The sequence below is a fragment of the Brenneria izbisi genome (assembly GCF_025840185.1).
Classification (GTDB): Bacteria; Pseudomonadota; Gammaproteobacteria; order Enterobacterales; family Enterobacteriaceae; genus Brenneria; species Brenneria izbisi.
In genome coordinates this window covers 1-22,730 of record NZ_JAMPJU010000013.1, presented here as the reverse complement: position 1 = coordinate 22,730, position 22,730 = coordinate 1, and the positions used below count along the sequence as shown (strand labels likewise).

General features: G+C 46.9%; 24 protein-coding genes and 2 pseudogenes. 15 read left to right on the top strand and 11 right to left on the bottom strand.

The window, feature by feature from the left end:
* Positions 1-44 precede the first annotated feature (44 nt).
* The 6 genes from NC856_RS14805 to katE all read left to right on the top strand — a co-directional run bounded on the left by NC856_RS14805 (position 45) and on the right by katE (position 6,616).
* The gene (locus tag NC856_RS14805; RefSeq protein WP_113866920.1) at positions 45-206 is read left to right on the top strand and encodes a DUF1328 domain-containing protein; all 162 of its coding nucleotides are present in this window, start codon (positions 45-47) and stop codon (positions 204-206) included.
* Between the two features lie 256 nt (positions 207-462).
* Positions 463-651, top strand: a complete 189-nt coding sequence (locus NC856_RS14800; RefSeq protein ID WP_264091213.1) for a CsbD family protein — start codon at positions 463-465, stop codon at positions 649-651.
* 19 nt (positions 652-670) lie between these two features.
* A complete protein-coding gene (locus NC856_RS14795; RefSeq protein WP_264091212.1) occupies positions 671-1,483 on the top strand; it encodes a TatD family hydrolase in 813 nt (270 codons plus the stop codon).
* 369 nt (positions 1,484-1,852) lie between these two features.
* Positions 1,853-3,130, top strand: a complete 1,278-nt coding sequence (locus tag NC856_RS14790; protein ID WP_264091211.1) for a NupC/NupG family nucleoside CNT transporter — start codon at positions 1,853-1,855, stop codon at positions 3,128-3,130.
* Between the two features lie 95 nt (positions 3,131-3,225).
* Positions 3,226-3,942: a 4'-phosphopantetheinyl transferase family protein gene (locus NC856_RS14785; protein WP_264091210.1), complete on the top strand. Its 717-nt coding sequence runs from the start codon at positions 3,226-3,228 to the stop codon at positions 3,940-3,942.
* Between the two features lie 388 nt (positions 3,943-4,330).
* Positions 4,331-6,616, top strand: coding sequence for a catalase HPII (gene katE / locus NC856_RS14780; RefSeq protein ID WP_264091209.1), 2,286 nt, complete (start codon positions 4,331-4,333; stop codon positions 6,614-6,616).
* Positions 6,617-6,757: 141 nt separating this feature from the next.
* Here the strand turns inward: katE and NC856_RS14775 are convergent, their stop codons facing one another.
* Entirely contained in the window at positions 6,758-7,456 is a 699-nt protein-coding gene (locus NC856_RS14775) for a LexA family transcriptional regulator (protein ID WP_264091208.1), read from the bottom strand.
* A 218-nt stretch (positions 7,457-7,674) separates the two neighbouring features.
* On the opposite strand from NC856_RS14775, the gene NC856_RS14770 reads away from it, so the two are divergent.
* The 4 genes from NC856_RS14770 (at position 7,675) to NC856_RS14755 (ending at position 10,701) form a co-directional block, all read left to right on the top strand.
* On the top strand, positions 7,675-7,803 hold the full coding sequence (locus NC856_RS14770; protein ID WP_264091207.1) for a hypothetical protein: 129 nt from the start codon (positions 7,675-7,677) through the stop codon (positions 7,801-7,803).
* 71 nt (positions 7,804-7,874) lie between these two features.
* Entirely contained in the window at positions 7,875-8,573 is a 699-nt protein-coding gene (locus NC856_RS14765) for an antitermination protein (RefSeq protein WP_264091206.1), read from the top strand.
* 242 nt (positions 8,574-8,815) lie between these two features.
* On the top strand, positions 8,816-9,154 hold the full coding sequence (locus tag NC856_RS14760) for a phage holin, lambda family (RefSeq protein WP_264091205.1): 339 nt from the start codon (positions 8,816-8,818) through the stop codon (positions 9,152-9,154).
* A gap of 263 nt (positions 9,155-9,417) precedes the next feature.
* Entirely contained in the window at positions 9,418-10,701 is a 1,284-nt protein-coding gene (locus NC856_RS14755) for a glycoside hydrolase family 68 protein (protein WP_264091204.1), read from the top strand.
* Positions 10,702-10,775: 74 nt separating this feature from the next.
* On the opposite strand, the gene NC856_RS14750 is transcribed toward NC856_RS14755, so the two are convergent.
* Positions 10,776-11,372, bottom strand: coding sequence for a TetR/AcrR family transcriptional regulator (locus NC856_RS14750; RefSeq protein WP_264091203.1), 597 nt, complete (start codon positions 11,370-11,372; stop codon positions 10,776-10,778).
* A gap of 116 nt (positions 11,373-11,488) precedes the next feature.
* Between NC856_RS14750 and NC856_RS14745 the strand changes: the two genes are divergently transcribed.
* The 3 genes from NC856_RS14745 to NC856_RS14735 all read left to right on the top strand — a co-directional run bounded on the left by NC856_RS14745 (position 11,489) and on the right by NC856_RS14735 (position 14,813).
* Positions 11,489-12,091: an NAD(P)H-dependent oxidoreductase gene (locus NC856_RS14745; protein ID WP_264091202.1), complete on the top strand. Its 603-nt coding sequence runs from the start codon at positions 11,489-11,491 to the stop codon at positions 12,089-12,091.
* Positions 12,092-12,221: 130 nt separating this feature from the next.
* Positions 12,222-14,117: a CocE/NonD family hydrolase gene (locus NC856_RS14740; protein ID WP_264091201.1), complete on the top strand. Its 1,896-nt coding sequence runs from the start codon at positions 12,222-12,224 to the stop codon at positions 14,115-14,117.
* A gap of 66 nt (positions 14,118-14,183) precedes the next feature.
* A complete protein-coding gene (locus NC856_RS14735) occupies positions 14,184-14,813 on the top strand; it encodes a TetR/AcrR family transcriptional regulator (protein ID WP_264091200.1) in 630 nt (209 codons plus the stop codon).
* A gap of 71 nt (positions 14,814-14,884) precedes the next feature.
* Here the strand turns inward: NC856_RS14735 and NC856_RS14730 are convergent, their stop codons facing one another.
* Complete coding sequence (locus NC856_RS14730; protein WP_264091199.1) at positions 14,885-15,706, bottom strand: NAD(P)-dependent oxidoreductase; 822 nt, start codon at positions 15,704-15,706, stop codon at positions 14,885-14,887.
* 371 nt (positions 15,707-16,077) lie between these two features.
* Between NC856_RS14730 and NC856_RS14725 the strand changes: the two genes are divergently transcribed.
* Positions 16,078-16,731, top strand: a complete 654-nt coding sequence (locus NC856_RS14725) for a TetR/AcrR family transcriptional regulator (protein ID WP_264091198.1) — start codon at positions 16,078-16,080, stop codon at positions 16,729-16,731.
* A 263-nt stretch (positions 16,732-16,994) separates the two neighbouring features.
* Here NC856_RS14725 and NC856_RS14720 read toward each other — a convergent pair whose 3' ends face one another.
* From NC856_RS14720 to NC856_RS14695, 7 genes and pseudogenes are all read right to left on the bottom strand, one after another.
* Entirely contained in the window at positions 16,995-18,686 is a 1,692-nt protein-coding gene (locus NC856_RS14720; RefSeq protein WP_264091197.1) for a thiamine pyrophosphate-binding protein, read from the bottom strand.
* Between the two features lie 129 nt (positions 18,687-18,815).
* The gene (locus NC856_RS17860; protein WP_404802336.1) at positions 18,816-18,968 is read right to left on the bottom strand and encodes an integrase core domain-containing protein; all 153 of its coding nucleotides are present in this window, start codon (positions 18,966-18,968) and stop codon (positions 18,816-18,818) included.
* A 523-nt stretch (positions 18,969-19,491) separates the two neighbouring features.
* Positions 19,492-19,821 carry a type II toxin-antitoxin system toxin CcdB gene (ccdB, locus tag NC856_RS14715; protein ID WP_264091196.1) on the bottom strand — a complete coding sequence of 110 codons (330 nt, stop codon included), beginning with the start codon at positions 19,819-19,821 and terminating at the stop codon, positions 19,492-19,494.
* Positions 19,822-19,823: 2 nt separating this feature from the next.
* Positions 19,824-20,042, bottom strand: coding sequence for a type II toxin-antitoxin system antitoxin CcdA (ccdA, locus tag NC856_RS14710; RefSeq protein WP_264091195.1), 219 nt, complete (start codon positions 20,040-20,042; stop codon positions 19,824-19,826).
* A gap of 58 nt (positions 20,043-20,100) precedes the next feature.
* Positions 20,101-20,256 (bottom strand): annotated as a pseudogene (locus NC856_RS14705) (MobC family replication-relaxation protein); the annotation flags it as partial.
* Positions 20,257-20,264: 8 nt separating this feature from the next.
* Positions 20,265-20,537: pseudogene (locus tag NC856_RS14700) on the bottom strand (Arm DNA-binding domain-containing protein); the annotation flags it as partial.
* A 197-nt stretch (positions 20,538-20,734) separates the two neighbouring features.
* Complete coding sequence (locus tag NC856_RS14695) at positions 20,735-20,965, bottom strand: hypothetical protein (RefSeq protein WP_264091194.1); 231 nt, start codon at positions 20,963-20,965, stop codon at positions 20,735-20,737.
* A 91-nt stretch (positions 20,966-21,056) separates the two neighbouring features.
* On the opposite strand from NC856_RS14695, the gene NC856_RS14690 reads away from it, so the two are divergent.
* A complete protein-coding gene (locus tag NC856_RS14690) occupies positions 21,057-22,199 on the top strand; it encodes a Fic family protein (RefSeq protein ID WP_264091192.1) in 1,143 nt (380 codons plus the stop codon).
* A gap of 165 nt (positions 22,200-22,364) precedes the next feature.
* Here NC856_RS14690 and NC856_RS14685 read toward each other — a convergent pair whose 3' ends face one another.
* Positions 22,365-22,658 carry an AAA family ATPase gene (locus NC856_RS14685; RefSeq protein WP_264091191.1) on the bottom strand — a complete coding sequence of 98 codons (294 nt, stop codon included), beginning with the start codon at positions 22,656-22,658 and terminating at the stop codon, positions 22,365-22,367.
* Positions 22,659-22,730 lie beyond the last annotated feature (72 nt).

Here is a 22,730-nt window from a genome sequence, read left to right as displayed (position 1 = left end):
CAGGATGACCGGCATGTTTGTTCATTTTCTGGTAAGGAGTATGTATGTTTCGTTGGGGAATTATCTTTTTGGTTATTGCGCTGATCGCCGCCGCGTTGGGGTTTGGTGGTCTGGCGGGAACTGCGGCAGGTGCGGCTAAAATCGTCTTTGTCATCGGTATTATCCTGTTCCTGGCGAGCCTGTTTATGGGCCGTAAACGTCCTTAGACACCCTTGCTTTTTCCTGACGGGGTCATACCCGTCACGTTTTCATTCTGCGAGAAAACGTTGAGGCGTTTACTTCCCTTCCCGTGCCGCCGTTAACCCAATCCGACGCCTTTTATTGTTCCTGATATCTTGGACGGAAATCTCATTTAATCACGGCATTTTCTGAAAGACAGGGCTATCACACCGCTGTAATATGAAACAGTCACACTGTTCATGGTGTTTGCTGAATCTTGACCTTTTATCAGGGGGGCATAGGATGAATAGCGATATTGTTGTAGGCAGATGGAAACAGTTGAAAGGGAACTTCTGGGCATTTTGGGCCGAATGGTTTGACAGTGACTGCGCATGGTTGGAAGGCAATAACGGTTATTTTTCCGGCGTAGTACAAGAGGGTTACGGAAAGGACAATGAACAGCTATCCTCAGAAGAGAGAATATTACACTGAGGAATAAAGACGCGTGTCGATGCTATATTCTGTCGGAGGCGCGGTGCCTGCGACTCACTCTCCTTTTATCGATACCCATTGTCATTTCGATTTCCCGTTATTTTATGATGACGATGTGGCAAGCCTCCAATTGGCTGCCGCCGCAGACGTTGAACGTATCATTATTCCTGCCGTGGCGTCTCGCCACTTTGATCGTGTACTGACGCTGTCTTGTTCGCATTCTCCGCTTTATGCCGCTCTTGGGCTGCATCCGTTATATATTTCCCAGCATACTGATACTGATCTGTCGCAGTTAGACGCGTATTTACGTCAGCAACCTGAAAAGCTGGTGGCCGTGGGCGAGATCGGTTTGGATCTTTATATGCAGGAACCGCAATTCGAGCGCCAATGCATGATGCTTGAGGCGCAGTTGAAGCTGGCGCAACGGTATGATCTTCCGGTCATCCTCCATTCACGGCGTACCCATGATCGGCTGGCGCAACTGCTGCGGCGCATTGATGTGCCGCGTACCGGCGTCGTCCACGGATTCGCTGGTAGTCTGGCGCAGGCGCAGGCGTTTATCCGGCTGGGTTATTATATTGGCGTAGGCGGAACGATTACCTATTCCAGAGCCAATAAGACGCGCCAGGCCATTGCTCGTCTCCCTCTCGATCGCTTGCTGCTGGAAACTGACGCGCCGGATATGCCGGTCAGTGGTTATCAGGGGCAACCCAACCGCCCCGAACGGATCACCGATATCTTTCAGTCGCTCTGTCAGTTACGCCCAGAACCTGCCGAGGAATTGGCGGCGGCGATATACCAAAATTCATGCCGGCTCTTTCAACTCAGATAAAAACATGTTTGCGAATTGTCCTGCAGAGCGGGTGACTTATGGGGATTTTTGACTAACCGTCCGCGCTGTAGTCATTGTTTTTTCATATAATGGCATTGAAAATGTGATCTATATCACCTTTTGGTATTTTGGCTTATTCGATGTTGTATGCATTTGTGACATAAGTTGACTACTGCTCAGGGCCAGTCTTTATAATCGACTCGACCAATCGTGCCTGGTTTCCTGCCTTGCAGGGCGATCGATGTCCTGCTGCGACCATAAATGAAAAAGACGTATTTAAAAAATAACCGTTTTCAATAACTGACCTTTTAAGAAACGAGCTATTAAGAAACAATTGTTATCACATTACACATAAAGGGAATGTAACACATGCAACTCATCATGAGTCTTATTGGCATGATTGTACTGATATTGTTTGCGATTATGCTTTCCAGTAATCGTAAAGCGATCAGATTACGCACCGTGTTGGGTGCTTTCATTATTCAGATTAGCATTGGTGCGTTGGTGCTATATGTTCCGTTGGGGCGCAGAATTTTAGGCGGTATGACGGAAGGCGTAGCCAATATCATTTCCTACGGTAATCAGGGTGTCTCTTTCATGTTCGGCGGCCTGACGTCTGACAAGATGTTTGAAGTCTTTGGCGGCGGTGGCTTTGTTTTTGCGCTTCGCGTGTTGCCTATCATCGTTTTCTTCTCATCACTTATCGCTGTGCTCTATTATATGGGCATTATGCAATGGGTTATCCGCTTGCTGGGCGGCGGGTTACAGAAACTGTTGGGTACATCGCGCACGGAATCGCTTTCCGCTACCGCGAATATTTTTGTCGGTCAGACCGAAGCGCCGTTGGTGGTGCGTCCGTATATCGCCAATATGACGCAGTCGGAATTGTTTGCTGTGATGTGTGGCGGTCTGGCTTCTATCGCCGGTTCGGTTATGGCGGGTTATGCTCAGATGGGCGTACCGCTGGAATACTTGATCGCCGCTTCCTTTATGGCGGCGCCCGGCGGGTTGTTGTTCGCCAAGTTGATGGTGCCTGAGACGGAAAACACGCATGACCGCGAACAAATGGTTGGTTTTGTGGATGAGGATGATCGTCCGGCCAACGTGATCGATGCTGCGGCCAGCGGCGCGGCTTCCGGCATGCAACTGGCGCTGAATGTGGGGGCAATGTTGCTGGCGTTTATCGCGCTGATTGCGTTGCTTAATGGGATTCTCGGTGGGGTGGGCGGTTGGTTTAACTACTCTCAGTTGTCGCTGGAATTGATTTTAGGCTGGCTCTTCGCACCGGTGGCGTTTTTGATTGGCGTACCCTGGAATGAAGCTACCATCGCCGGATCGTTTATTGGTCAAAAACTGATCGTCAATGAGTTCGTCGCCTATATGAATTTTAGCGAGTATCTGAAAGCTGACGATACGGTTGCCGCTGCGGGCTTACAGGTATTGTCCGATCATACCAAGGCGATTATCTCATTCGCACTTTGTGGATTTGCCAACCTGTCATCGATAGCTATTCTTATTGGGGGTTTAGGCAGTATGGCGCCGAGTCGACGTCAGGATATTGCCCGGTTTGGTTTGAAAGCGGTTACGGCAGGTACGCTGTCCAACCTGATGAGCGCCAGCATTGCAGGCTTCTTCCTGGCGTTATAAGCGTTTGGGGCGGCGTAAGTCGTCCATTCTTTATTTTGCAGGCGAAGAACCGAAAATGGCTGGCAGTATGAGACCACTTTCCAGAGTAACGTGACATGCTTTCTGCTTTTATTGATGATGTTGAATGGATAACTTTCCCACAAGCAATGGATGGCATCGTGTATCCCGGTATTGGCGCCCGCTGTCATTTTCGCTTGTCTGCTTATTCTGACGCCTTGTTCTTGCTGGCGGGGATCCCTTTTTCTGATGCGCTTGAGCGCTCTGTACCCAAACGTCGTGCCGAGTTTCTGGCAGGTCGATGTTTGGTTAAGCATGTACTGTGTAAACTGGGATATACGGATTTCGTCCTGCACAGCGCGGAAGATCGCTCTCCACAATGGCCTGAAAATATCGCTGGTTCTTTGAGCCATAATGCGGAAAATGTCTTGTGCGCGGCGCATATCCTCCGCGACTCACTGCCTTGCGTGGGCGTGGATATTGAGTCATATCTGTCCGATGAACGGGCGTTGGCCCTGTGGCCGGGGATTATTGATGAAGAAGAATACCAGTGGTTCCAGGAACGAGAGGAAGCATTCCACTGCCTGTTGACGCTTAATTTTTCTGCCAAAGAGAGTCTGTTCAAGGCGCTGTATCCGCAGGTGAAACGTTACTTTGATTTTCTTGATGCCAGAATGGTGGCCTTAGACTGCGCCAGGCAGGTTTTTGAACTGGAATTGTTAACTGACCTGACGCCGCAATTTTATGCAGGATATCGGTTCAAAGGCGCTTATTTGCTCAGACCGAATGATGTCACGACATTTTTATATTGTTGATAATGGCCTTCGTAGTTAAATAATTGTTTGGTATGAGGGGGCTCGGTCAAATAAAAATATCATCATTGCTCTCCTATCGTCTGTTAAAGAATTAGCGTTCTTTTAATCCTGCTGATGTTTCTAAATAGATACTGAAAAGTTCTTTTATATTATGTTGTTGCGTTAATGCAGTCTTTACGTCGATCTTAATTTTTTCAAGCCGGTTTTTATAAAAATATTAATAAGTTAGTGCGATTTTGCTGTTTCGTGATCGCATTGATTATACGGAATGAATTTATTTACATTCTCCTTTATTGAAATTTGTTGAATTTATTTATCTGGTCTACGCTTTATTTCAGAATAAAGCGGATAATTATTTTCTATAATTTATATTTTTAGGTGAATAGCAATGTCGATAAAAAAGACCGTATCTGAAAGAAAAAGTAAAAAATTGCCCGCTAAACAGGCTGATGCAGTGAAGGGCAATAAAACAGACGCGCTTCATTTAGGCGATACCGCGCCGGCAGATGGCTCCCATATGGCTGACCGTAAGCCATCTCCACCGGGCGCCTACCCGACCGTACCCGGTAGCGACAAAGACACCGCCGCGCCCACCGCAAAAAGCAAAGATCTGGATACCAATCGCAAGCGGACATCCACTGAGCAGCCATTAACGACGAATCAGGGAACCAGGATTGCCGACGATCAAAATTCCCTGCGAGCCGGTAGCCGGGGGCCGACGCTGCTGGAAGATTTCATTATGCGTGAAAAAATTACGCATTTTGATCATGAGCGCATCCCGGAAAGAATTGTTCATGCGCGGGGATCGGCGGCCCACGGTTATTTTGAGGTATATAAAAGTTTGTCTCAGGTAACGAAAGCGGATTTTTTGCAGCGTCCTGGTGAGCAAATTCCGGTTTTTGTGCGCTTCTCTACGGTGCAGGGCGCCAAGGGTTCGGCGGATACCGTGCGTGATATTCGCGGTTTCGCCACCAAATTTTATACCAACGAGGGCATTTTTGATCTGGTTGGTAATAATACGCCGGTGTTCTTTATTCAGGATGCGCATAAATTCCCGGATTTCGTCCATGCTGTGAAACCTGAACCTCATAATGAGATCCCGCAAGGGGCGTCCGCGCATGACACCTTCTGGGATTTCGTGTCTTTACAGCCGGAAACGTTGCATAACGTGATTTGGGCGATGTCCGATCGTGGCATCCCACGTAGTTACCGCACCATGGAAGGGTTTGGCATTCATACCTTTCGCTTTATCAATGCGCAGGGCAAATCGACTTTTGTGCGCTTTCACTGGAAGCCCGTCGCGGGCAAAGCGTCCTTGTTGTGGGATGAAGCGCAGAAACTGGCGGGTAAGGAGCCTGACTTCCATCGTCGAGATCTGTGGGAATCCATTGAGGCGGGCGATTATCCTGAGTTTGAGCTAGGGGTACAACTGGTAGCGGAAGAAGATGAATTCGCCTTTGATTTTGATCTGCTCGATGCCACGAAATTGATACCCGAAGAGTTGGTGCCGGTTGAGCGAGTGGGGAAAATGGTGCTCAACCGCAACCCGGATAATTTTTTTGCTGAAACCGAGCAGGTGGCTTTCCATCCCGGTCACGTTGTTCCCGGTATTGATTTTAGTAACGATCCTTTATTGCAGGGCCGCCTGTTTTCTTATACTGACACACAAATCAGTCGCCTTGGCGGGCCGAATTTTCATGAAATCCCGATTAATCGCCCGACCTGTCCTTATCACAATTTCCAGCGGGATGGCATGCATCGGCAGGAGATCGATACTAATCCGGCTAATTACGGGCCCAATTCCATCAATAATAACTGGCCGCGAGAAACCCCAGCGGCGCCAGCTGGCGGTGGTTTTGAAAGTTATGCCGAACGTATTGATGGTCACAAAATCCGGGAACGAAGCGAATCTTTCGCTGATTACTATTCTCAACCCCATCTGTTCTGGTTGAGTCAAACCGCCATAGAGCAGCAGCATATTGTTGATGCCTTCAGTTTTGAGCTCGCGAAAGTCGCCCGCTCTTATATTCGTGAACGCGTGATCGACAAGCTGGCGGGCATTGATGTCTCTCTGGCGTCTCAGGTGGCGGCAAATCTGGGTATTGAGCTTTCTGATGATGTGCGTAACACGCCTGCGCCCCATGAGGTGAACGGCTTATCATCAGCCCCTAGCCTCAGTTTGTACGCCGATCCCGCCGGAGAGGTGAAAGGGCGTATTGTCGCCATTCTTCTAAGCGATGGCGTGAAAGCGGATGATGTGCTGCTGAGCATGAAGACGCTTCAGCAAAAAGGCATTCATCCTAAATTATTGGCTCAAAAAATGGGGGTTGTTCAGGCTGATGACGGCTCGAAAATTAATGTTGACGCCACCTTTGCCGGGGCGCCTTCCATAACAGTGGATGCGGTTATTGTTCCGGCGGGGACCTATGCGGCATTGTCCGTCTGTGGTGAAGCAAAACACTATCTGCTGGAAGCCTATAAGCATCTGAAGGTGATTGGATTAAGCGGCGATGCCCGGCAACTAAATACGCTTTGGCAACAGGAAGAAGCTGCGCAGGCTGGCGTCGTGAGCGGCGATGGCATGAAGAAAAAAATGCTGGCGGACTTTATTCAACAGCTTGGTAAGCATCGAATATGGTCACGCAGCCAATATGCCGTGAGTATTCCCGCCTGATAAAACATGGCAGGGATGCTGTGTCCGCCATTCCTCAATGGGCTGGTGACTCAGGAGATAGCGTTTGCGGCTATCTCCACTAGGTAATGCCTGGTTCATCCTGAAATCCCCGTCAAGCCAATCGATATCGCGCGCTATAACTTACACTAGCGCGGATACCCACCATACTCGTCCAATCACCGCCAGTTCGCCGTTAATGATCTGCTCTTTGGTGACAACCTCATCGCCATACGCCGGATTATAGGAGCGCACAATAATACTGCCGTCAGGACGTTTGATAAGCGCTTTAACGCGCTGCAACTCGCCCATGCGAATAGCATACATTTTGCCGTCCCGGATTTGACGATCCGCCAGGTTGACGGCGACTTTATCGCCATCCGACAATTTGGGTTCCATGCTATCGCCCATTACCGTCACAACCCTGGTATCTTCAACCCGGATCCCCAGGCGGCGAAGGGTATAGGCGCGAAAAGGCAGGGCGTAGACTTCATCTTCATCAATATCATACGCGCCGCCACCGGCGGATAGCCGGACGCCCAGCAACGAGACTTCCACAAATTCGTCGTCATCGTTATCGGTGCTTTCCCATTCGGTCACCTGCAAGCGCGACGTTTTAAAATTACTGATTTCCGCTTTCGGCTGACCTGTCCCATTGAGCAGCCAGTCCAGTGAATAGCCGGTTTTTTCATTGATGGTCAGTGCCGACTCCCGACTCAGCGTGCCGCGTTTCAGCCAGTTATTTACTGTCTGCGGCGAGGTGCCGAGCATTTCCGCCAAATCCTTTTGTTTCAGTTTTTCTTCGCGCATCAGGTAGCGCAGGCGTTCGGTCAGTTCTGTCATTTTCACCAACTTATAAAATAAACACTGTGTTGATTTTTTCATTGAATTGTTGATTTTCGTTGTCTATAGTCTGCTTTGTGGATAATAAAATCAACAAAAAAATGACCTGACCTGTGGCGCTACGAAAAACAGAAACCTCGGCGGGATCGTCGCCTGCGCCGCGATCCCGCATGATTTAACGTAAGACATAGTAAGACTTAAAGGAATGATTCTATGGAATGTCAATCGATACCAAGTTCGTTGCCTGCCAGCATCGGCATTATATTCCCGGCAGGCGCGGAATCGCGCCTGTTCTGGCGGTATGGATCTGGGGACGTAGTGAGCTTTGCCTGGATGCGGCAAAGTGAACGGGGCAATTCCCACCGTCCAAACCGCTTAACGCAGACGGCAACATGGGCTGATACAGGAGAGGCTCCTCATGAATATTGAACATGCGCTCAGCCTGTGCGGGCCTAAATCGGCCTCGGCAATGTTCACCTGTAGAGAAAGCATGTCGTCTTATGATTATCACGCGCGTGATGACCGCCGACCGGTCAGCCAGGCTCAAAGAGAGCGCGCGCCTTCGTCAGCGGCGAAAAGCCGCTATAACGATATTCTACTGGCGTTGGGGGTGGTGCAATCGCGTGAGGCATTAGGATTAAGTCTGATCCTGGCACGGTACGATAAAGATCCTAAAGAGCGGAATAAAGCAATAGAAGGCATCGCCCGATTTGCGTTCAAGCAAGCGCCGGTTCTGGTGGGGAAGGCGGCTGGACGCCAGATGGCTCATTGCATGGTGTTGCTGGCAAAAATGGCGGTTGAGCAATATTGCAGAACCGCAGATGACGCGCAGTACCGTTGCCGCTGTAACGGCAGAGGAAAGATTACTGATCTGGCGGCATCAAAAGCTGCTGGAGAAACCATAGAAAAAGTGTGTCCCCGTTGCGGCGGTTCAGGATTGAAACCACTGACATCGGCGGCGGTTTATAAAGTAATAAAAACATTGATTCCAGATTTAACCCAGCGTACATGGTCGCGAAATTGGAAGGTATTTTATGACTCGCTGGTTACGCGTTGTCACCAGGAGGCGGGCGCGGCAGAACAGTTATTTTCTGTGATTACCTCATCCGAGAAATAATTGATAAAAATAAGATTAATTTTTTTTAAAATTAATGCTTGCATTCGTGTCTTAAAATGGTTAGATTTATTTCCATGATGGGAATTTAGTGATTTTTAATTTCCTTTGGTAGAGATTGAAAACCTGCTTTTGGCAGGTTTTATTATTTAAGCCCCGAAATTTTTTCGGGGCTTTTTTTATGGTTAAAATAACAGTCTTAATAAGATTTATCTTGTTTTTCACTCGCTTTTCAGAAGGTAAATATGCAAATTAATATCTTCAGTTGGGCAGGCGCTTATGAATTAATACAGGGCTGGTGGCGCGGAGATGTTCCCACCGGCGGCGTGTTATTAGCTGTTTTTATCGCAATATTGCGCGTTGCCTACAGTGGTGGAGGATGGCGAAGAATGCTGCTGGAGGCCGCGCTGTGCGGGGCGTTGACGCTGACAGCGGTTGCGTCGCTTGACTATTACTCTTTGCCAAAAACCTTGACGCCTGCGGTGGGGGGGATGATTGGTTTTATTGGCGTGAAAAAGATTCGTCACTGTATATTGAAATTTATTAATTACCGTGATGATAATGATAAGAAAACAAACAAATAACAATAAAACTCCCTGGGTTTTTATTATTTGTTTGTATGATGTTTGGTTTTTTTAAAGGAGGAGATGCGAAAGATAACGTCGTGAAATTTTTTATTGTTGTTTTAGAACGTTAGTCATTATGGTGGCTGACATCTTGTCGTTATGTCGTGAAATACGGCATGACGTCCATTTTTTATAAATGTAAATCACCCAAAAGCCCGCAACCGAACAAATATCATTATTTGTTTGGGCGGGTTTTATTTTTTTATAAAGAGAGAAATATTATGAATACTATCAGTAAAGGTAAAAAAAACGTCTTGAAATCTGCTCAACCACATAAACCGACTATTTGGTCACGCGCTGATGCGTTGAAGGTTAACGAATATGACCCAACCACCACTCAGCCGCTGGTTTGTGGAGATTTTCCGGTCATGAGCGATGAGGTGTTTATCTGGGATACCATGCCCTTACGCGATATGGACGGTAATATCGTATCAGTCAATGGCTGGTCCGTCATTTTCACGCTTACCGCCGAGCGCAGCCCAACCAATCCTGAGTATCTGGACGAAGAGGGCAATTATGACATTACCCGTGACTGGAATGATCGTCATGGACGGGCAAAAATGTACTTCTGGTTCTCCCGCACCGGTAAAGATTGGATCATGGGCGGACGCGTAATGGAGGAAGGTGATTCTCCCACAACGCGTGAATGGGCGGGAACGCCGATCCTATTGAACAATCATGGTGAAATTGATCTTTACTACACGGCGGTAACGCCGGGTTCGACCATTGTGAAAGTGCGCGGACGTGTGGTAGCCACGGAAAATGGCGTGGAAATGGTGGGATTCAAGAAGGTCAAGCGACTGTTCGAGGCGGACGGAAAAATTTACCAGACCGAAAGCCAGAACCCGTACTGGGCCTTCCGCGATCCTTGCCCGTTCCACGATCCGAAAAGCGGTCAGCTGTATATGCTGTTTGAAGGCAATGTTGCCGGTGTGCGTGGTTCGCATGTCGTCGGCCCGGATGAATTAGGTGATGTACCTCCGGGCTATGAGGATGTCGGAAACGCACACTTCCAGACTGGTTGCATCGGTATTGCCATGTGCCGTGATGAGGATGGTGACGATTGGGAATTGCTGCCGCCGCTGGTGACGGCAGTCGGTGTTAACGATCAGACTGAGCGCCCGCATTTTGTTTTCCAGGACGGGAAATATTATTTGTTCACCATCAGCCATAAATTTACTTATGGCGACGGACTGACCGGGCCTGATGGGGTATACGGTTTTGTGAGTGATAATCTGTTCGGGCCATATGAGCCGCTGAACGGCTCTGGTCTGGTGCTGGGCAACCCGCCTTCTCAGCCTTACCAGACTTACTCGCACTACGTCATGCCTAATGGTCTGGTGACTTCTTTCATCGATTCCGTCCCCACGGGCGAAGATAGCTACCGCATCGGCGGCACGGAAGCGCCGACGGTTAAAATCAAGCTGAAAGGTTTACAGACCTTTGTGCTTGAAGCGTATGACTACGGTTATATTCCTCCCATGGTTGATATTACGTTGAAATAACCATCACCTGGGGCGGCTGATGTCGCCCCTATCTGACAGGGCGTAAGGGCAGTCACGATAACTTCGTTCTGGGGTTACTCTATACGATTCCTTTCTACCATCGAGAGGATCACATGGAACAGTTCATCCTTTGCCTGCTGTTCCGTAATGACCCCTTGAACCGTCGCATAAGATAACCCTTCGGCGGAACCGAGCATTGCCCGCAGCGCCGCATCATGCAGTGGTTGACCGCCGCAAAACGGAGCAAACAGTTGGCGACATTTCTCCGTAAAAGTGGTGGTGTAATCTTGCCTGATTTGTTCAAGTTCAGGAGTTCCGGTAAGCGCCGCCATAACGTTGGGCATTTCACGCCCCTGGAGCAGTACGCAATCAATGTATGATGTCGCTATGACCGAGGCCAGTTGCTCAAGTACCGGCTCTGTATTACGGATAATTTCATCCATCTGCGCCGTCTGACGATAATCAAATTCTTTATAAAGTGCGGCGAAAAGCCCGGAACGATTGGTGAAATGATCGTACACCACGGGTTTCGTCACGCCTGCCCGCTCCGCCAGTTGGCCTAATGTGAGCGCTTCCGTGCCTTCCTCCCGGATAATCCGCCATGCGGTTTCTATCAGTTGTACATAACGCTCTTCTCTGGATAAACGCTGTCTTGCATGTGAGTTAGACATGGCCGGTATTTCCTGTTGACCTGATTATATACTAAAGGTAACCTACTATTGGTAAGTTACTTTCAGTATATAAGACTAACGCTGGCATGGTTTCATAGCAATAGGGAGTCCCCGCAATGCATGCATTAATTGTCGTTTCTCATCCCCTTCATCTCTCACTGACTCATAGTGTCGCGGCCGCCATTGCGCAAGGGATAGCTGAATCAAATTCAGAAAATACCGTTGAAATAGCGGATCTTACGCAGGAAGGCTTTAATCCCGCTTTTTCTGCATCGGATGTGGCTGCTTTTCAGCAAACAGGCACAACGCCGCCTGATGTCGTGGCGCAGCAGTCGCGTATCGACAACGCGGATGCGCTTATTCTGGTGTTTCCGATTTATTGGTGGTCAATGCCGGGGTTACTGAAGGGGTGGATCGATCGCGTTTTTTCAAACGGCTGGGCCTATGAAGACACTGCTGATGGAGACGTGGTAAAGAAACTGGGCCATTTGCCGGTGCATCTTATTGCGCTGGGCGGCGCCAGCCAAAGAACATTCGAAAAACACGGTTATGCGGACGCGTATAATGCACAGATAGTCCACGGAATTTTCGACTATTGCGGCGCGCCGGTGCTGACCTCTGAAGTGCTGCTGATGCCGGAATTAGCAACGCCGGAAGCTTGCCTTAAAGCCGGACATGATATTGGGCAACGTATTTTCGCGGCAGCTAATATATCGTGATGCAATGACAGCCGCGTTACGCGATTTTACCCAGCATTAGCACAATCAACGCATTGGAAAAAACAGTGGATTATTGATCAAACGAAATTTTTGTAAAATAAATCATCACATGATGATTTAAAGAGCTAACATGTTGGTACGCCCCATACTGCTGAATGGAGACAAAACAAACATGGCTCGGTTAATTATGCGAATTTACGGCAATGACTCCTGCCTGGTGCCTTTTCGTAAAGCGTTACCCATCAACGCTCCCAGAGCGCGTTATCCTGGTTTCCAACCGAAAACGACGTTGTTAAAAGCGGGCTCGGTTCGTCGCGAGGGTGCGCGTCCTCTTCCCTGCGATATCATTTTTGAACGGGATGTCGCCGTAACACTGCGCGATGGCACGACAATGTATACCGATGTTTTCCGCCCGGCGACAGACGGGCAATATGCTGGTCAACAACACCCAGCGCTGACTGCCTGGAGTCCCTACGGAAAAGAAATCGGCGGGCAGTGGCTGGATGATATTCGGGGGCGTTCGGGCGTTCCGCTGGCGTGGGTTTCTGAACTGCAAAAATTTGAAGGCCCCGATCCTGCATTTTGGTGCAACGAAGGGTACATCGTCCTCAACCCGGATCCACGAGGCGCATATAAATCCGCAGGCAATATAAACTACTGGGGACGTCAGCTTGCTGAAGACGGATATGATTTTATCGAGTGGGCGGCATCACAGAAATGGTGTTCGGGTAAAGTCGGTATGGCCGGGAATTCCTGGCTGGCCGTATCGCAATGGTTCATCGCTGCCGAGCAGCCGCCCCATCTTGCCGCAATTGCCCCGTGGGAAGGTTTCGTCGATCATTTTCGTGAAACCGGCAACCGAGGAGGGATCCCGGCGCCTGCTTTCCCAGAGGTGATTATCCGAAATCTCGCCGGAGAAAATATGGTTGAGGATCAGCCTCGCATGATTATCGAACATCAGTTAATGAATGAATACTGGGAAGATAAAAAGGCCCGTCTGGAACGTATTGCGATCCCTGCTTATGTGATTGCAAGCTATACCAACCATGCTCATACGCATGGATCATTTGCCGGTTTTCGGGAAATTTTATCGGAAGAGAAATGGCTGCGGGTAAATAACACTCACGAATGGCTGGACTTTTATACCCCCAAATATACGCAGGAACTGTTACAGTTTTTTAATCATTATCTGCAAGGTGAAGATAATGGCTGGGAAAAAACACCCAAGGTGAGAATTTGTATTTTAGATAAAGAAAATGCCGATGTTGTGGACCAGAAGGAACAGTCGTGGCCGCCAGCGGGTATGCAGGCCGTACCACTCTGGCTGAATACCGGCAACCGGTTGTCAGACCGCGCTGAACGTGCTGGAACCAGTGTGGCGTATGGCGTCGACAGAGAGGGGAAAACTGAATTTCATTATGTTTTCCCGCATGATACCGATGTTATCGGGTACATGAAGCTTCGCTTGTGGGTGGAGGCGCGTGGATCGGATGATATGGAGTTGGCGATCGGCGTGGAGAAGCGGGACAGTAACGGCAATCCCTTTATCCGGGTTCTGGGGGAGGGCATGAGCGGTCCGGTTATCGCCTCTGGGCTTTTGCGTGTTTCTCACCGGGCTATGGATACGCAACGCTCAACAGACTCTGAACCCTACCTGCTGCATACACACGAGGAAAAGCTTAAAGCAGGCGAAATCGTACCGGTTGAAATTGGCATCTGGCCGGTCGCGATGCGTTATCATGCTGGTGAACAACTGGTGCTGACTATTGCAGCATATCAGCCTATACCCACTGATATTGACATGGGGTTTGGCGTGGCGGAGATCACTCTTCCGGCAGCAAGTGAAACCATCACCCCAGGAGAGAAGGTCAGAATGCGTACCTTGGGAGGACGTAAAGAGGTGCCTGATTTTATCGGAGAACAGCAGGTCCCGACTCCTGAAAGCAGAAATGTCGGAGTGCACGTTATTCATTTTGGTCACGACTACGATAGTCATCTGCTTGTGCCCATAAGAGAAGTGGGATGATGAACTACATACAATTCAGTGTCGGCAAAACCAGCGCTGAATGAAACCATAAGAATTTGTATTGATATGAAAAACAAAGAAATTACTGAGACTAAAAAACGGGGCAGAAGGCCGCTTGCCGTCCGGTCAGGCCGGGAGACGATCTTACCAGCCGCATTGCATCACTTTTCCCGATACGGATATGATTCAACCACTTTACGTAAGATTGCCGCCGATGCCGGCGTTGATATGGCCTTAATTGCAAGGTTGTATGGATCTAAATCAGGATTATGGAATGAAATGCTGAGTTTTTTAGCCAGAAAGCAGAAAATACATATTCAGAAACTCAGCGATATACCGACATCATCCAGGGAGCAGAAAGACATTTTTGTTGATTTTATACAATGTGTGGTTTCTATTTGCTCGGAAATCCCTGAGTTTCCTTCTTTATTATTGAATGAGGCGGCCTCTGACCGGGAGCGCTTTAATATTGTACTGAAAGATATAATAAGTCCGTTCAAGTCAGCTTGCCTGCCGTTTATCCGGCAGGCTATGTCAAATAATATCATTCGGGGGCGTAATGAAGATGCGGTATTCATGTTTCTGATATCATCCATTTCAATGTCAATTATTACGCCTGAGTTGATTTTTGATAATAACAGTCCGTGTAATGCGGGAAAAATAGTCTCTGAACTCGCTATGTTGTTACTTAACTGAACGGAGCAAGCATTCAGCCGCCTGAAAATGAAGTCCGTTTCCTGTATCCATTTTCTGTATTGTCTTATTCATTACTCCTGATCGCCCGCTACAGTCCAGTGTTTGTGGATCAGACGCTGGTTTTCAACTTCATCAGCAACAGCCAGGGCCAAATCAGGCAAATCAATCCCTGAAGGGATGCCCTGGTGGAAAATCATGAAGTCAATGCCAAGTTCGTAGTTTCCTGTCCCTTTGCCAGGACGGTACATCCACGGTGGCGACAGAAAACTCCATTTAAAATCCGTGCGATCGGTGAAAAGCTCCAGCGCGAGGCGGCATCCTTCAAGCAAAGGTACTTGTTTCCAGTCTTTGATACACTCCTCAAGCAGTGGATCACTGTCTCCCTCTTTAACCAGACCTTTTTCCTTCCTTTCCGCGGCATCATAGAAAAAGCTTTCGCCAGTAACATCGCCAAGCCAGCGAAGATGATTGGGCGGTTCAACGCCGAAATACCATTTCGGAAAACGCGGGTCATCAAACATTTGTAACCCTGGTTTAACAAATAGGCTTGCAGCCCCGCCAACATAAATGAAATAAGGTACTTCGGTATTCCGTACCGCTTTAATCATTGAACGGGTACCTTCCACCTGAAGATAATAGACCCGGAGATCGACTGTGTGGCCACCCGAAAAGGTGGAAACCACAACATCATGACCGATCAGGACTTTTTCAAGCGCGGTTGTATTGAGAATATCTAACGTAATATTGGTTAAACCGTCTCTGTCCTGAACTTTATCGGCATCAATGGAAATACCGGTTACCGTATGTCCTCTGTTCAATAGTTCATTAACCAGCGCCATACCGCCCATACCGCTATGTCCGAGGACTGCAACGTTAAGATTTTCTTTTTTCATAATTAAATCTCCAGTTTTGGTTTTTAATGTTTATTATCAGATGGATTTTTAGTTGGAGCGGAAAGAAAGATAAGTACCTTATTAAATATTTTATTAATGGATATTAATCACTATTATAAGTACCAGTGGGTATCATTTTAATTATGGTATGCTCCTGCTCCGCTGTTGTCAATTTGACCGATCAATAATAAAGTTATTTGTGGTATCGATCTGGATCAATGTATGTTTACCGCAAGGAAAGTGTTAATGTGGTGTTTGTTTTTGGTAAATGGGTGATCAGCAGAGAGATTGCAATCCAATTGTGAAGTTAAGTAAAATGCAGGAAAGTACATTTATTATCATTTCAACTGAATTACTCTCTCTGAAATTACATGGCATTAGAATTGACTATTATGAAAAATAAACTAAGTATCAGAGGTCGTCCAAAATCAAGCGAGCTTCCCATCCGGGTTGAATTTATCCTTGATATTGCTACGCAGGTTTTTCTGGAGTCAGGATTCAGTAAGGCTAAAGTGATCGACATAGCTAAACGTGCTGGAGCATCAAAGACTACGCTATATACATTGTATCCCACTAAAGATGCTTTATTTAGCGCGGTTATTTCAAAAAAAATTGAAATGCTTGAGAAGCAATTGAATGATAGTTTAAAGTTTGAGGAAGAACTTTCTTTATTATTGGTTGGCTTTGGTAGAAAACTGATTGATACTTTTTTACAGGATGAGTCAAGAGCTTTATTTAATATCATCATTACTGAGAAGCATTGTTTCCCTGAACTGGCGGATTTTTTTTGGCAGGCGGGGCCGGGGAAATGCATCAAAACGCTGAGTCAATGTCTTGAGGTTCATCCAGAATTTACCGGAAACAACGTTACGGTTGCCGCTGAAACGTTCATTTCGTTATGTTGGGGCACCTATTTATTAAACTCGTTAATAACGAAAAATTTTCATATGTCAGAAGAGGAAATAAACAATCATTTAATTGAATCAGTGCATGTCTTTTCCGGCAGGTATTGCAGAAAAGCTTAAAACGATTGTTATACCGATTTGTCGTTGACTTATCATCAGACTGACTGACGCCGCGCATCCGACAGGCGAACGCGATGTCGAAAGACGCCTCGTTCGCCTGCGGGCTTGCCGTAGCTACTGAACGGGCGTCAGCGGTTCCTCTACGCAAATCGCCGCCATCCGCACCACCACGTTGATAACACAACCGTTGGATCGCGCAGAAATCCATTGAACCAACCAGCGTATCGTGCATTTCAGTGGCTCGATGAATTCTCCTGGAACAATTAAAGAGATTTGACGGTTTTGTTCCGCCCAAACACCGGCGGCGGCGCTTCTCTATCAATCAGCACATCGATCACCGTAGGAACACCTTGCATAATAGCCGAATGTAACGCGGTTTCCAGTTCGGATGAGTGTGTTACTCTGATGCCGTTAGCGCCTAATGCCTGAGCGAACAAAGCGAAATCTACCTGAGGAATCGCGCAATCGAGTTGCGGATAACCTATCGAGTTCAAACCTTGCCGACACATGTTGTAAGTGCCATCATTCAATACCAGCCAAATAGCCGGTGCTTGATGACGAACTGCCGTACTGATTTCGTTATTCATCAGCATAGAACCATCGCCTATGACGCCGACGGTGACTTTGCCTGACATTGCCAGTCCTACAATCCCGCAGGCATAATGTCCCATGGTCCCCAACGCTGAATTTACCCGATAACGATTGGGTTTTTGAAACTGCAAATACCTATTTGTCCATACATGTGAGTTTCCGGCATCTGCAGCCACCAGGCAATCATATTCATCAATGGCAACCTTTTGGATTATCGCCATAACATCCTCTGGATGGATGACGCCATTCTTGATTTCCTCTGTGGTCTGTCGTTCAATCGTTCTTGTGTTTTCAATAATATTGGACTGATGCGCAATGGGTAATTTTTTTATTTTATCATATACGCCATGTAAGAATTGGGACAACTCAGCATTGATGACGACGGTTGAAGCAGGAAGGTTCTTTCTGATATCGATATTTTCCAGACTGATATAATACACATCAATATCTTTTATTTTGTTTTGCAGATAATGCGAACTGGACTCCCCTAATCGGGTTCCCAAAATAATGACTGCTTTCAATGCGGGATCATTTACGATAGATTGTAATTTCTGTTCATCGGAACCTAACCCCGTAGCGCCTATATATAATGGGTGTTTTTCAGGGAATATTCCTTTTCCGCGTGGCGTTGACATTACTGGCGTATATGTTTCAGTCGCCAGTCGGGTTAATATTTCCGAGCAATGGTGGCTGCCAAAACCATTCCAGATAATAGCATCTCCCGTAGCAAGCACTTCAGCTATTTTATACTGTTGTTTTTCCAGATAACTCTCTTCTGCATTTTTCGAGGGGTGAATTTTTTGTTTATTTATTTTTACCGCATCTTGAAAAAAGTTTTTTTTCTGAATGCTGGGAAGAATAAATATACCTAATACCTGACCACGCGATGTTTTCAGATGAGAGATGGACTCAATCGCTTCATATATCTTTTCTTCTTCATCGATACAAACAATACGATCGAAGAATCCTGTGATGCCATCGCCTGCCAAGGCGCTTACATCCTGTGCTGTGGTTTGTTGCAATCCCCACAACCCATTATTTTTTGACGTTGTTATTGGCGCAATAAATACCACTTTAGAGCCATCTAGCTTTGCTGCGCGCAGTGCCGTTAACGCGTTGGTGATGCCAGGGCCTGCGGTGGAAAATACCGCAGCCGGTTTATCTTTATATAGACTGTATTCTGAGGCGCAAAAAGCAGCGCCCGCTTCATGTCGGCAATGGATGGTATTGATGGATGACTCGAAGAGTGCTTTCCATGCCGGAGCGATGAAAGCACCGGAAACACCGAAGGCAACGTCTACCCCAACGTTTTCCAAATGTTGGATCAGCACTTCTACCACAGTCTGTTGTGCATTTTCTTTCATGATTTGACCTTGTTCTAAAATCGAAGCCAAGCTAAATCAGCGATCCGGCCTTTTTGCAGACTTAGGAAAAATTATCTGATTCTGGTCGGTTAAGGTCGAGTGGCGTTGTTGCTGGTTGTATTTCTGACGTTAGTGAATGTTTAGATATTCTTCACGAAAGCGACGATTAAATGACTCGATCAAAACTTGAGCCATTGGCTTTCCGGGACGCGAGAGTCCATCGCCACATCGTTTTATTCGCCCATCGCTTGCTCCATCAATTGGGAAATAAATCGCAGCCATTATCTAACTGTAGCCGCTGCGGTACTGCATTCCGCACCTGCTTCAAGTGTCCCATGACGGCAACCACATCGTCACCGCGCTCCTCTGATTAACCTGGATTACCAGGCATTTACGGCTAAAATTATTCACTATGAACAAGGTGCGGATCCGACATTCGTTGAACACCTTATCATTAATAAAACTTATGTTCCAGCACGGATCTGCGACTGTGGCCGCTGTAAGCATGCCGGTAAATCGAACTATTCACTTTTAAAGACTTTGCTACATATGGAATATGTTCATCTAAGAAGGTTGCTATTGGTAAGGTTTGACTGAATAGAATCGAGCCGTGTGCTCTATCCGTCATAATAATGCGCCTGCGTAAAAAGAACTCGTCGGCAATCCAGCGCCAGCGTACGACCTGTGGTCACCTAGGCGCGTATCTCGGCAAGAGACAACTGGATAAATGGCTAGGATTAAACTACACCATTCAATTTTTGAAGTATTTCAAAAGTTCATCTGCCGAGATCGCTATGTGTAATACTCAATTCGAAAACTCTGAGCACCTCTCAAATCCCCAAAACATAAGATGAATAGCATCCTTGATCTCATCCGCACAGTCGCCGAGATCCGCAATCACTTCACCCATGACTTCAACAGGAACGCTGGATAGTTCAGTGGTCATCAGTCGGTAATTCTCGCCATTGATGCGAAGTTGAGGGAACAATGTTTTATTCACTTTCTCAGACAGATGATGCGATTCGATAAGCGGGATGACCGTACGCCGCTTTTGTGTCTCGACAATGTCGCTTTGCACATCGATAACCATTTTGTAGTGACTGGCGCGTTTGTATTGATAAACAATGAATTGCATGATCACCAGTTCCTGTTTTCATCCGCAAAGGCGCCATTCTGGGCGATAAATTGGGCGACTTCTTCCATCCCTTCGCGGTTTTCCTTCTTCCACTCTTCTGCCTTGATGCGACGGGCTTCTTTGCCAATGACATCATTCACCAGACCAGAAATATTGACTCCGGCGGCACTCAGAATCTGATAATTGTCTTTGTCTACGGTAACGCTGACGCGGTGTTTCATGATAGTACTCCTCATTTATGCATACTATGAGTATATACTTTGCATGATTGTTCAGCAATTAGCCAAGATTCCAATCCAACTCCTTCAACTCCTCAAACGTATAAACCCGAAAAACATGGCGGCGCTTCGTTTCCAGCGGGATGTGCTGATGATTCACGATGACGTGTTTGATGCTAGTGAACAGCAGTTCGAGAGCCAGTGTTTTCTGTGGATCTGTCTGATAACGGCGGTGTTATGCGCCTTGCGAAACAGAGAAGGGCAGATACCGGACGCCAGCAGCTTCCGAGCCGCATCGCGCTTTTCGCGGGCCCCTGCCAGCGTGGTTTGAGGATAGGGACCAAAGGCCAGACGGTTTTCTTTACCGCCGAAACGATAGCGGAAATACCATAGCTTAGCGCCGCGGGTAGATACCGTGAGGTACAGGCCTTGCGAGTCAGTGAGCTTGTAAGATTTTGCGAGAGGTTTCGCGGATCGGACTTTGCCGTCAGTTAACATATGAGGCTCACTCCAGTTGTCGAACTGAATGACCCGCAATCTGACCCAAAAATTCCCCGATACGAAGGGATAAATCAAAATGCATCGGAAAAGATTTTTACGCCAACTTATTGAATCGTAACAACATAGGGATTGATAAGGAGGCATAAAAAAGGAAAGGTGGTGGAGTCGGGATCATACTCACGATTAACTTGCTGTTAATTATCTATTTTATTGATATTTATCGTAAACACCGCCCCATGAAAGCCCCCATAAAAAATCGCTTTGTTTTTGTGATGGTTGTCACGATGAATCGGTGTTTTAGCGGTTAACAGCGCTAAAAACGCGGTTTCATCTCTCATGCTGGCAATGGCCTGTTCCTCTCTGCATTGAACATCTTTCAAACGTAGAACTTGATATGTCGGATTCGTGATTTTTGAGATAATCATAAAAAGTCTGATTTATAATTTATGGATTATATTAGTATTTTTGCTATTATTTTGAGATGTCGTCATGCTCCATTTGAGATAACTACATATCATGGCTCAATTTAATCACTTTGAACTCTCGCTCCTGAACCCCAGTTTTGACTCCCCTTTGGTCGATGCGCTGACGGAACTGGAGATCCTTCGGCATCTGAGGTTGGAAACGGATGTTCACCCTATTCTGTTTGCGCAGTTGAAAGCCGTTTTCCACATGCTGGAGAGTCTGGGCTCTGCGAGGATTGAGGGAAACCACACGACGCTTGCCGACTATGTTGAAAGCAAAGTTGAAGGAACACAGAGTTCAACGGATCAGCTCAAAGAAATCAATAATATTGAAGCTGCGATGGAATTCATCGACGAGCATCTAAATAATGGTGATGAGATAACGGAATATTTTATCCGCGAGCTACATAGTCTGGCGGTTGTCGGATTGCAACAGGAAGGTGATAAAACGCCCGGTGCCTATCGGCAGCATAACGTCAGCATCGCTCAGTCTGACCATTTACCGCCGGATCATATCCATGTTCCTGACTATATGTCAGAACTGACAGCCTTTATTAACCGTGCCGATAAACCAAAATATGATCTGATGAAAATTGCGCTGGTGCATCACCGCTTCGGCTGGATACACCCCTTTGGCAACGGTAATGGCAGAACGGTCAGACTGCTGACCTATGCGTTATTGATCAAGTATGGTTTTAATGTGCAGGCAGGTGGCCGGGTTCTTAATCCGACAGCGGTATTTTGTAACGATCGCGAGCGTTATTACGCCATGCTGTCGTTAGCGGATAAAGGAACTGAGCAGGGCTTAGAAGAATGGTGTTTATATGTACTTTCGGGAATTTCATCTGAGTTGAAGAAAGTCGATCAACTGACAAACCATGCTTTTTTGAGTACAAAAATACTGTATCCGGCGATCGACTTTTCATCTGAAAGGGGGCTAATAAACCCGTTGGAATCTAAAGTTCTGAAACGCGCTGTCGAGCTAGGGACGATAAAAGCGGGTGATCTCCGTACCGCTTTACCTGAGCTGAAACCGGCTCAAGTGACTTATCAACTTGGTAAGTTGATTGATCGGGGACTGCTTCAGCCAGTAGAAGAGGGAGCCCGTTCCTATACGGCGAAGTTTTCTAACTCATATCTGATTCGTGGGGTGATTAAGGCTCTGCGGGAAGAAGGGTTTATTCCTGATTTGTGATTTAAATATTTTCTGCTGTGGTGCGGGGGAAATAGTTGATCTTAATGAATTATGTCATTTGTACCAGAAAGTAAATGTAACCGTACTTGGTGTTTTCATGGTCTTAGTATGAAATGGAAAGATAGGTGGTAGCCTATTTTAAAGCTACCAAAAATATTATCTATATCATGCTTGTTCGTCTATTAAATTTGGTGAAACTTCAGTTATTCCTATCATGAGTTCATAATGTCCAATTTGCTTTGATTTTGTGAATATATCTTTGAATATACGTAAGTAAACCTCATTTGTTCTTTCTCCATGATTAATATATAAGTCATCATGTATTGAATGAGAACCATCATTTACCCAAGAGAATAATGACTGACAAATTAATTTATCTCTTCCCTGAAATAGTTCGCATATATTATCTTTTGACATGCCACCCCACATAGTGAAGTAATTTTCTAGAATTCTCCGCATATTACCGCTCCACTTTAGCCAGACCATGCTGATTGCTGGGGAACGGCGAAGCGGCATTCATAAATAGCTTTA

Coding starts and splice junctions, on each gene's coding strand:
- NC856_RS14805 (WP_113866920.1), top strand. CDS start 45: ATGTTTCGTTGGGGAATTATCTTTTTGGTTATTGCGCTGATCGCCGCC.
- NC856_RS14800 (WP_264091213.1), top strand. CDS start 463: ATGAATAGCGATATTGTTGTAGGCAGATGGAAACAGTTGAAAGGGAAC.
- NC856_RS14795 (WP_264091212.1), top strand. CDS start 671: ATGCTATATTCTGTCGGAGGCGCGGTGCCTGCGACTCACTCTCCTTTT.
- NC856_RS14790 (WP_264091211.1), top strand. CDS start 1,853: ATGCAACTCATCATGAGTCTTATTGGCATGATTGTACTGATATTGTTT.
- NC856_RS14785 (WP_264091210.1), top strand. CDS start 3,226: ATGCTTTCTGCTTTTATTGATGATGTTGAATGGATAACTTTCCCACAA.
- katE (WP_264091209.1), top strand. CDS start 4,331: ATGTCGATAAAAAAGACCGTATCTGAAAGAAAAAGTAAAAAATTGCCC.
- NC856_RS14775 (WP_264091208.1), bottom strand. CDS start 7,456: ATGACAGAACTGACCGAACGCCTGCGCTACCTGATGCGCGAAGAAAAA.
- NC856_RS14770 (WP_264091207.1), top strand. CDS start 7,675: ATGTCAATCGATACCAAGTTCGTTGCCTGCCAGCATCGGCATTATATT.
- NC856_RS14765 (WP_264091206.1), top strand. CDS start 7,875: ATGAATATTGAACATGCGCTCAGCCTGTGCGGGCCTAAATCGGCCTCG.
- NC856_RS14760 (WP_264091205.1), top strand. CDS start 8,816: ATGCAAATTAATATCTTCAGTTGGGCAGGCGCTTATGAATTAATACAG.
- NC856_RS14755 (WP_264091204.1), top strand. CDS start 9,418: ATGAATACTATCAGTAAAGGTAAAAAAAACGTCTTGAAATCTGCTCAA.
- NC856_RS14750 (WP_264091203.1), bottom strand. CDS start 11,372: ATGTCTAACTCACATGCAAGACAGCGTTTATCCAGAGAAGAGCGTTAT.
- NC856_RS14745 (WP_264091202.1), top strand. CDS start 11,489: ATGCATGCATTAATTGTCGTTTCTCATCCCCTTCATCTCTCACTGACT.
- NC856_RS14740 (WP_264091201.1), top strand. CDS start 12,222: ATGTTGGTACGCCCCATACTGCTGAATGGAGACAAAACAAACATGGCT.
- NC856_RS14735 (WP_264091200.1), top strand. CDS start 14,184: ATGAAAAACAAAGAAATTACTGAGACTAAAAAACGGGGCAGAAGGCCG.
- NC856_RS14730 (WP_264091199.1), bottom strand. CDS start 15,706: ATGAAAAAAGAAAATCTTAACGTTGCAGTCCTCGGACATAGCGGTATG.
- NC856_RS14725 (WP_264091198.1), top strand. CDS start 16,078: ATGGCATTAGAATTGACTATTATGAAAAATAAACTAAGTATCAGAGGT.
- NC856_RS14720 (WP_264091197.1), bottom strand. CDS start 18,686: ATGAAAGAAAATGCACAACAGACTGTGGTAGAAGTGCTGATCCAACAT.
- NC856_RS17860 (WP_404802336.1), bottom strand. CDS start 18,968: ATGGCTGCGATTTATTTCCCAATTGATGGAGCAAGCGATGGGCGAATA.
- ccdB (WP_264091196.1), bottom strand. CDS start 19,821: ATGCAATTCATTGTTTATCAATACAAACGCGCCAGTCACTACAAAATG.
- ccdA (WP_264091195.1), bottom strand. CDS start 20,042: ATGAAACACCGCGTCAGCGTTACCGTAGACAAAGACAATTATCAGATT.
- NC856_RS14695 (WP_264091194.1), bottom strand. CDS start 20,965: ATGATTATCTCAAAAATCACGAATCCGACATATCAAGTTCTACGTTTG.
- NC856_RS14690 (WP_264091192.1), top strand. CDS start 21,057: ATGGCTCAATTTAATCACTTTGAACTCTCGCTCCTGAACCCCAGTTTT.
- NC856_RS14685 (WP_264091191.1), bottom strand. CDS start 22,658: ATGCGGAGAATTCTAGAAAATTACTTCACTATGTGGGGTGGCATGTCA.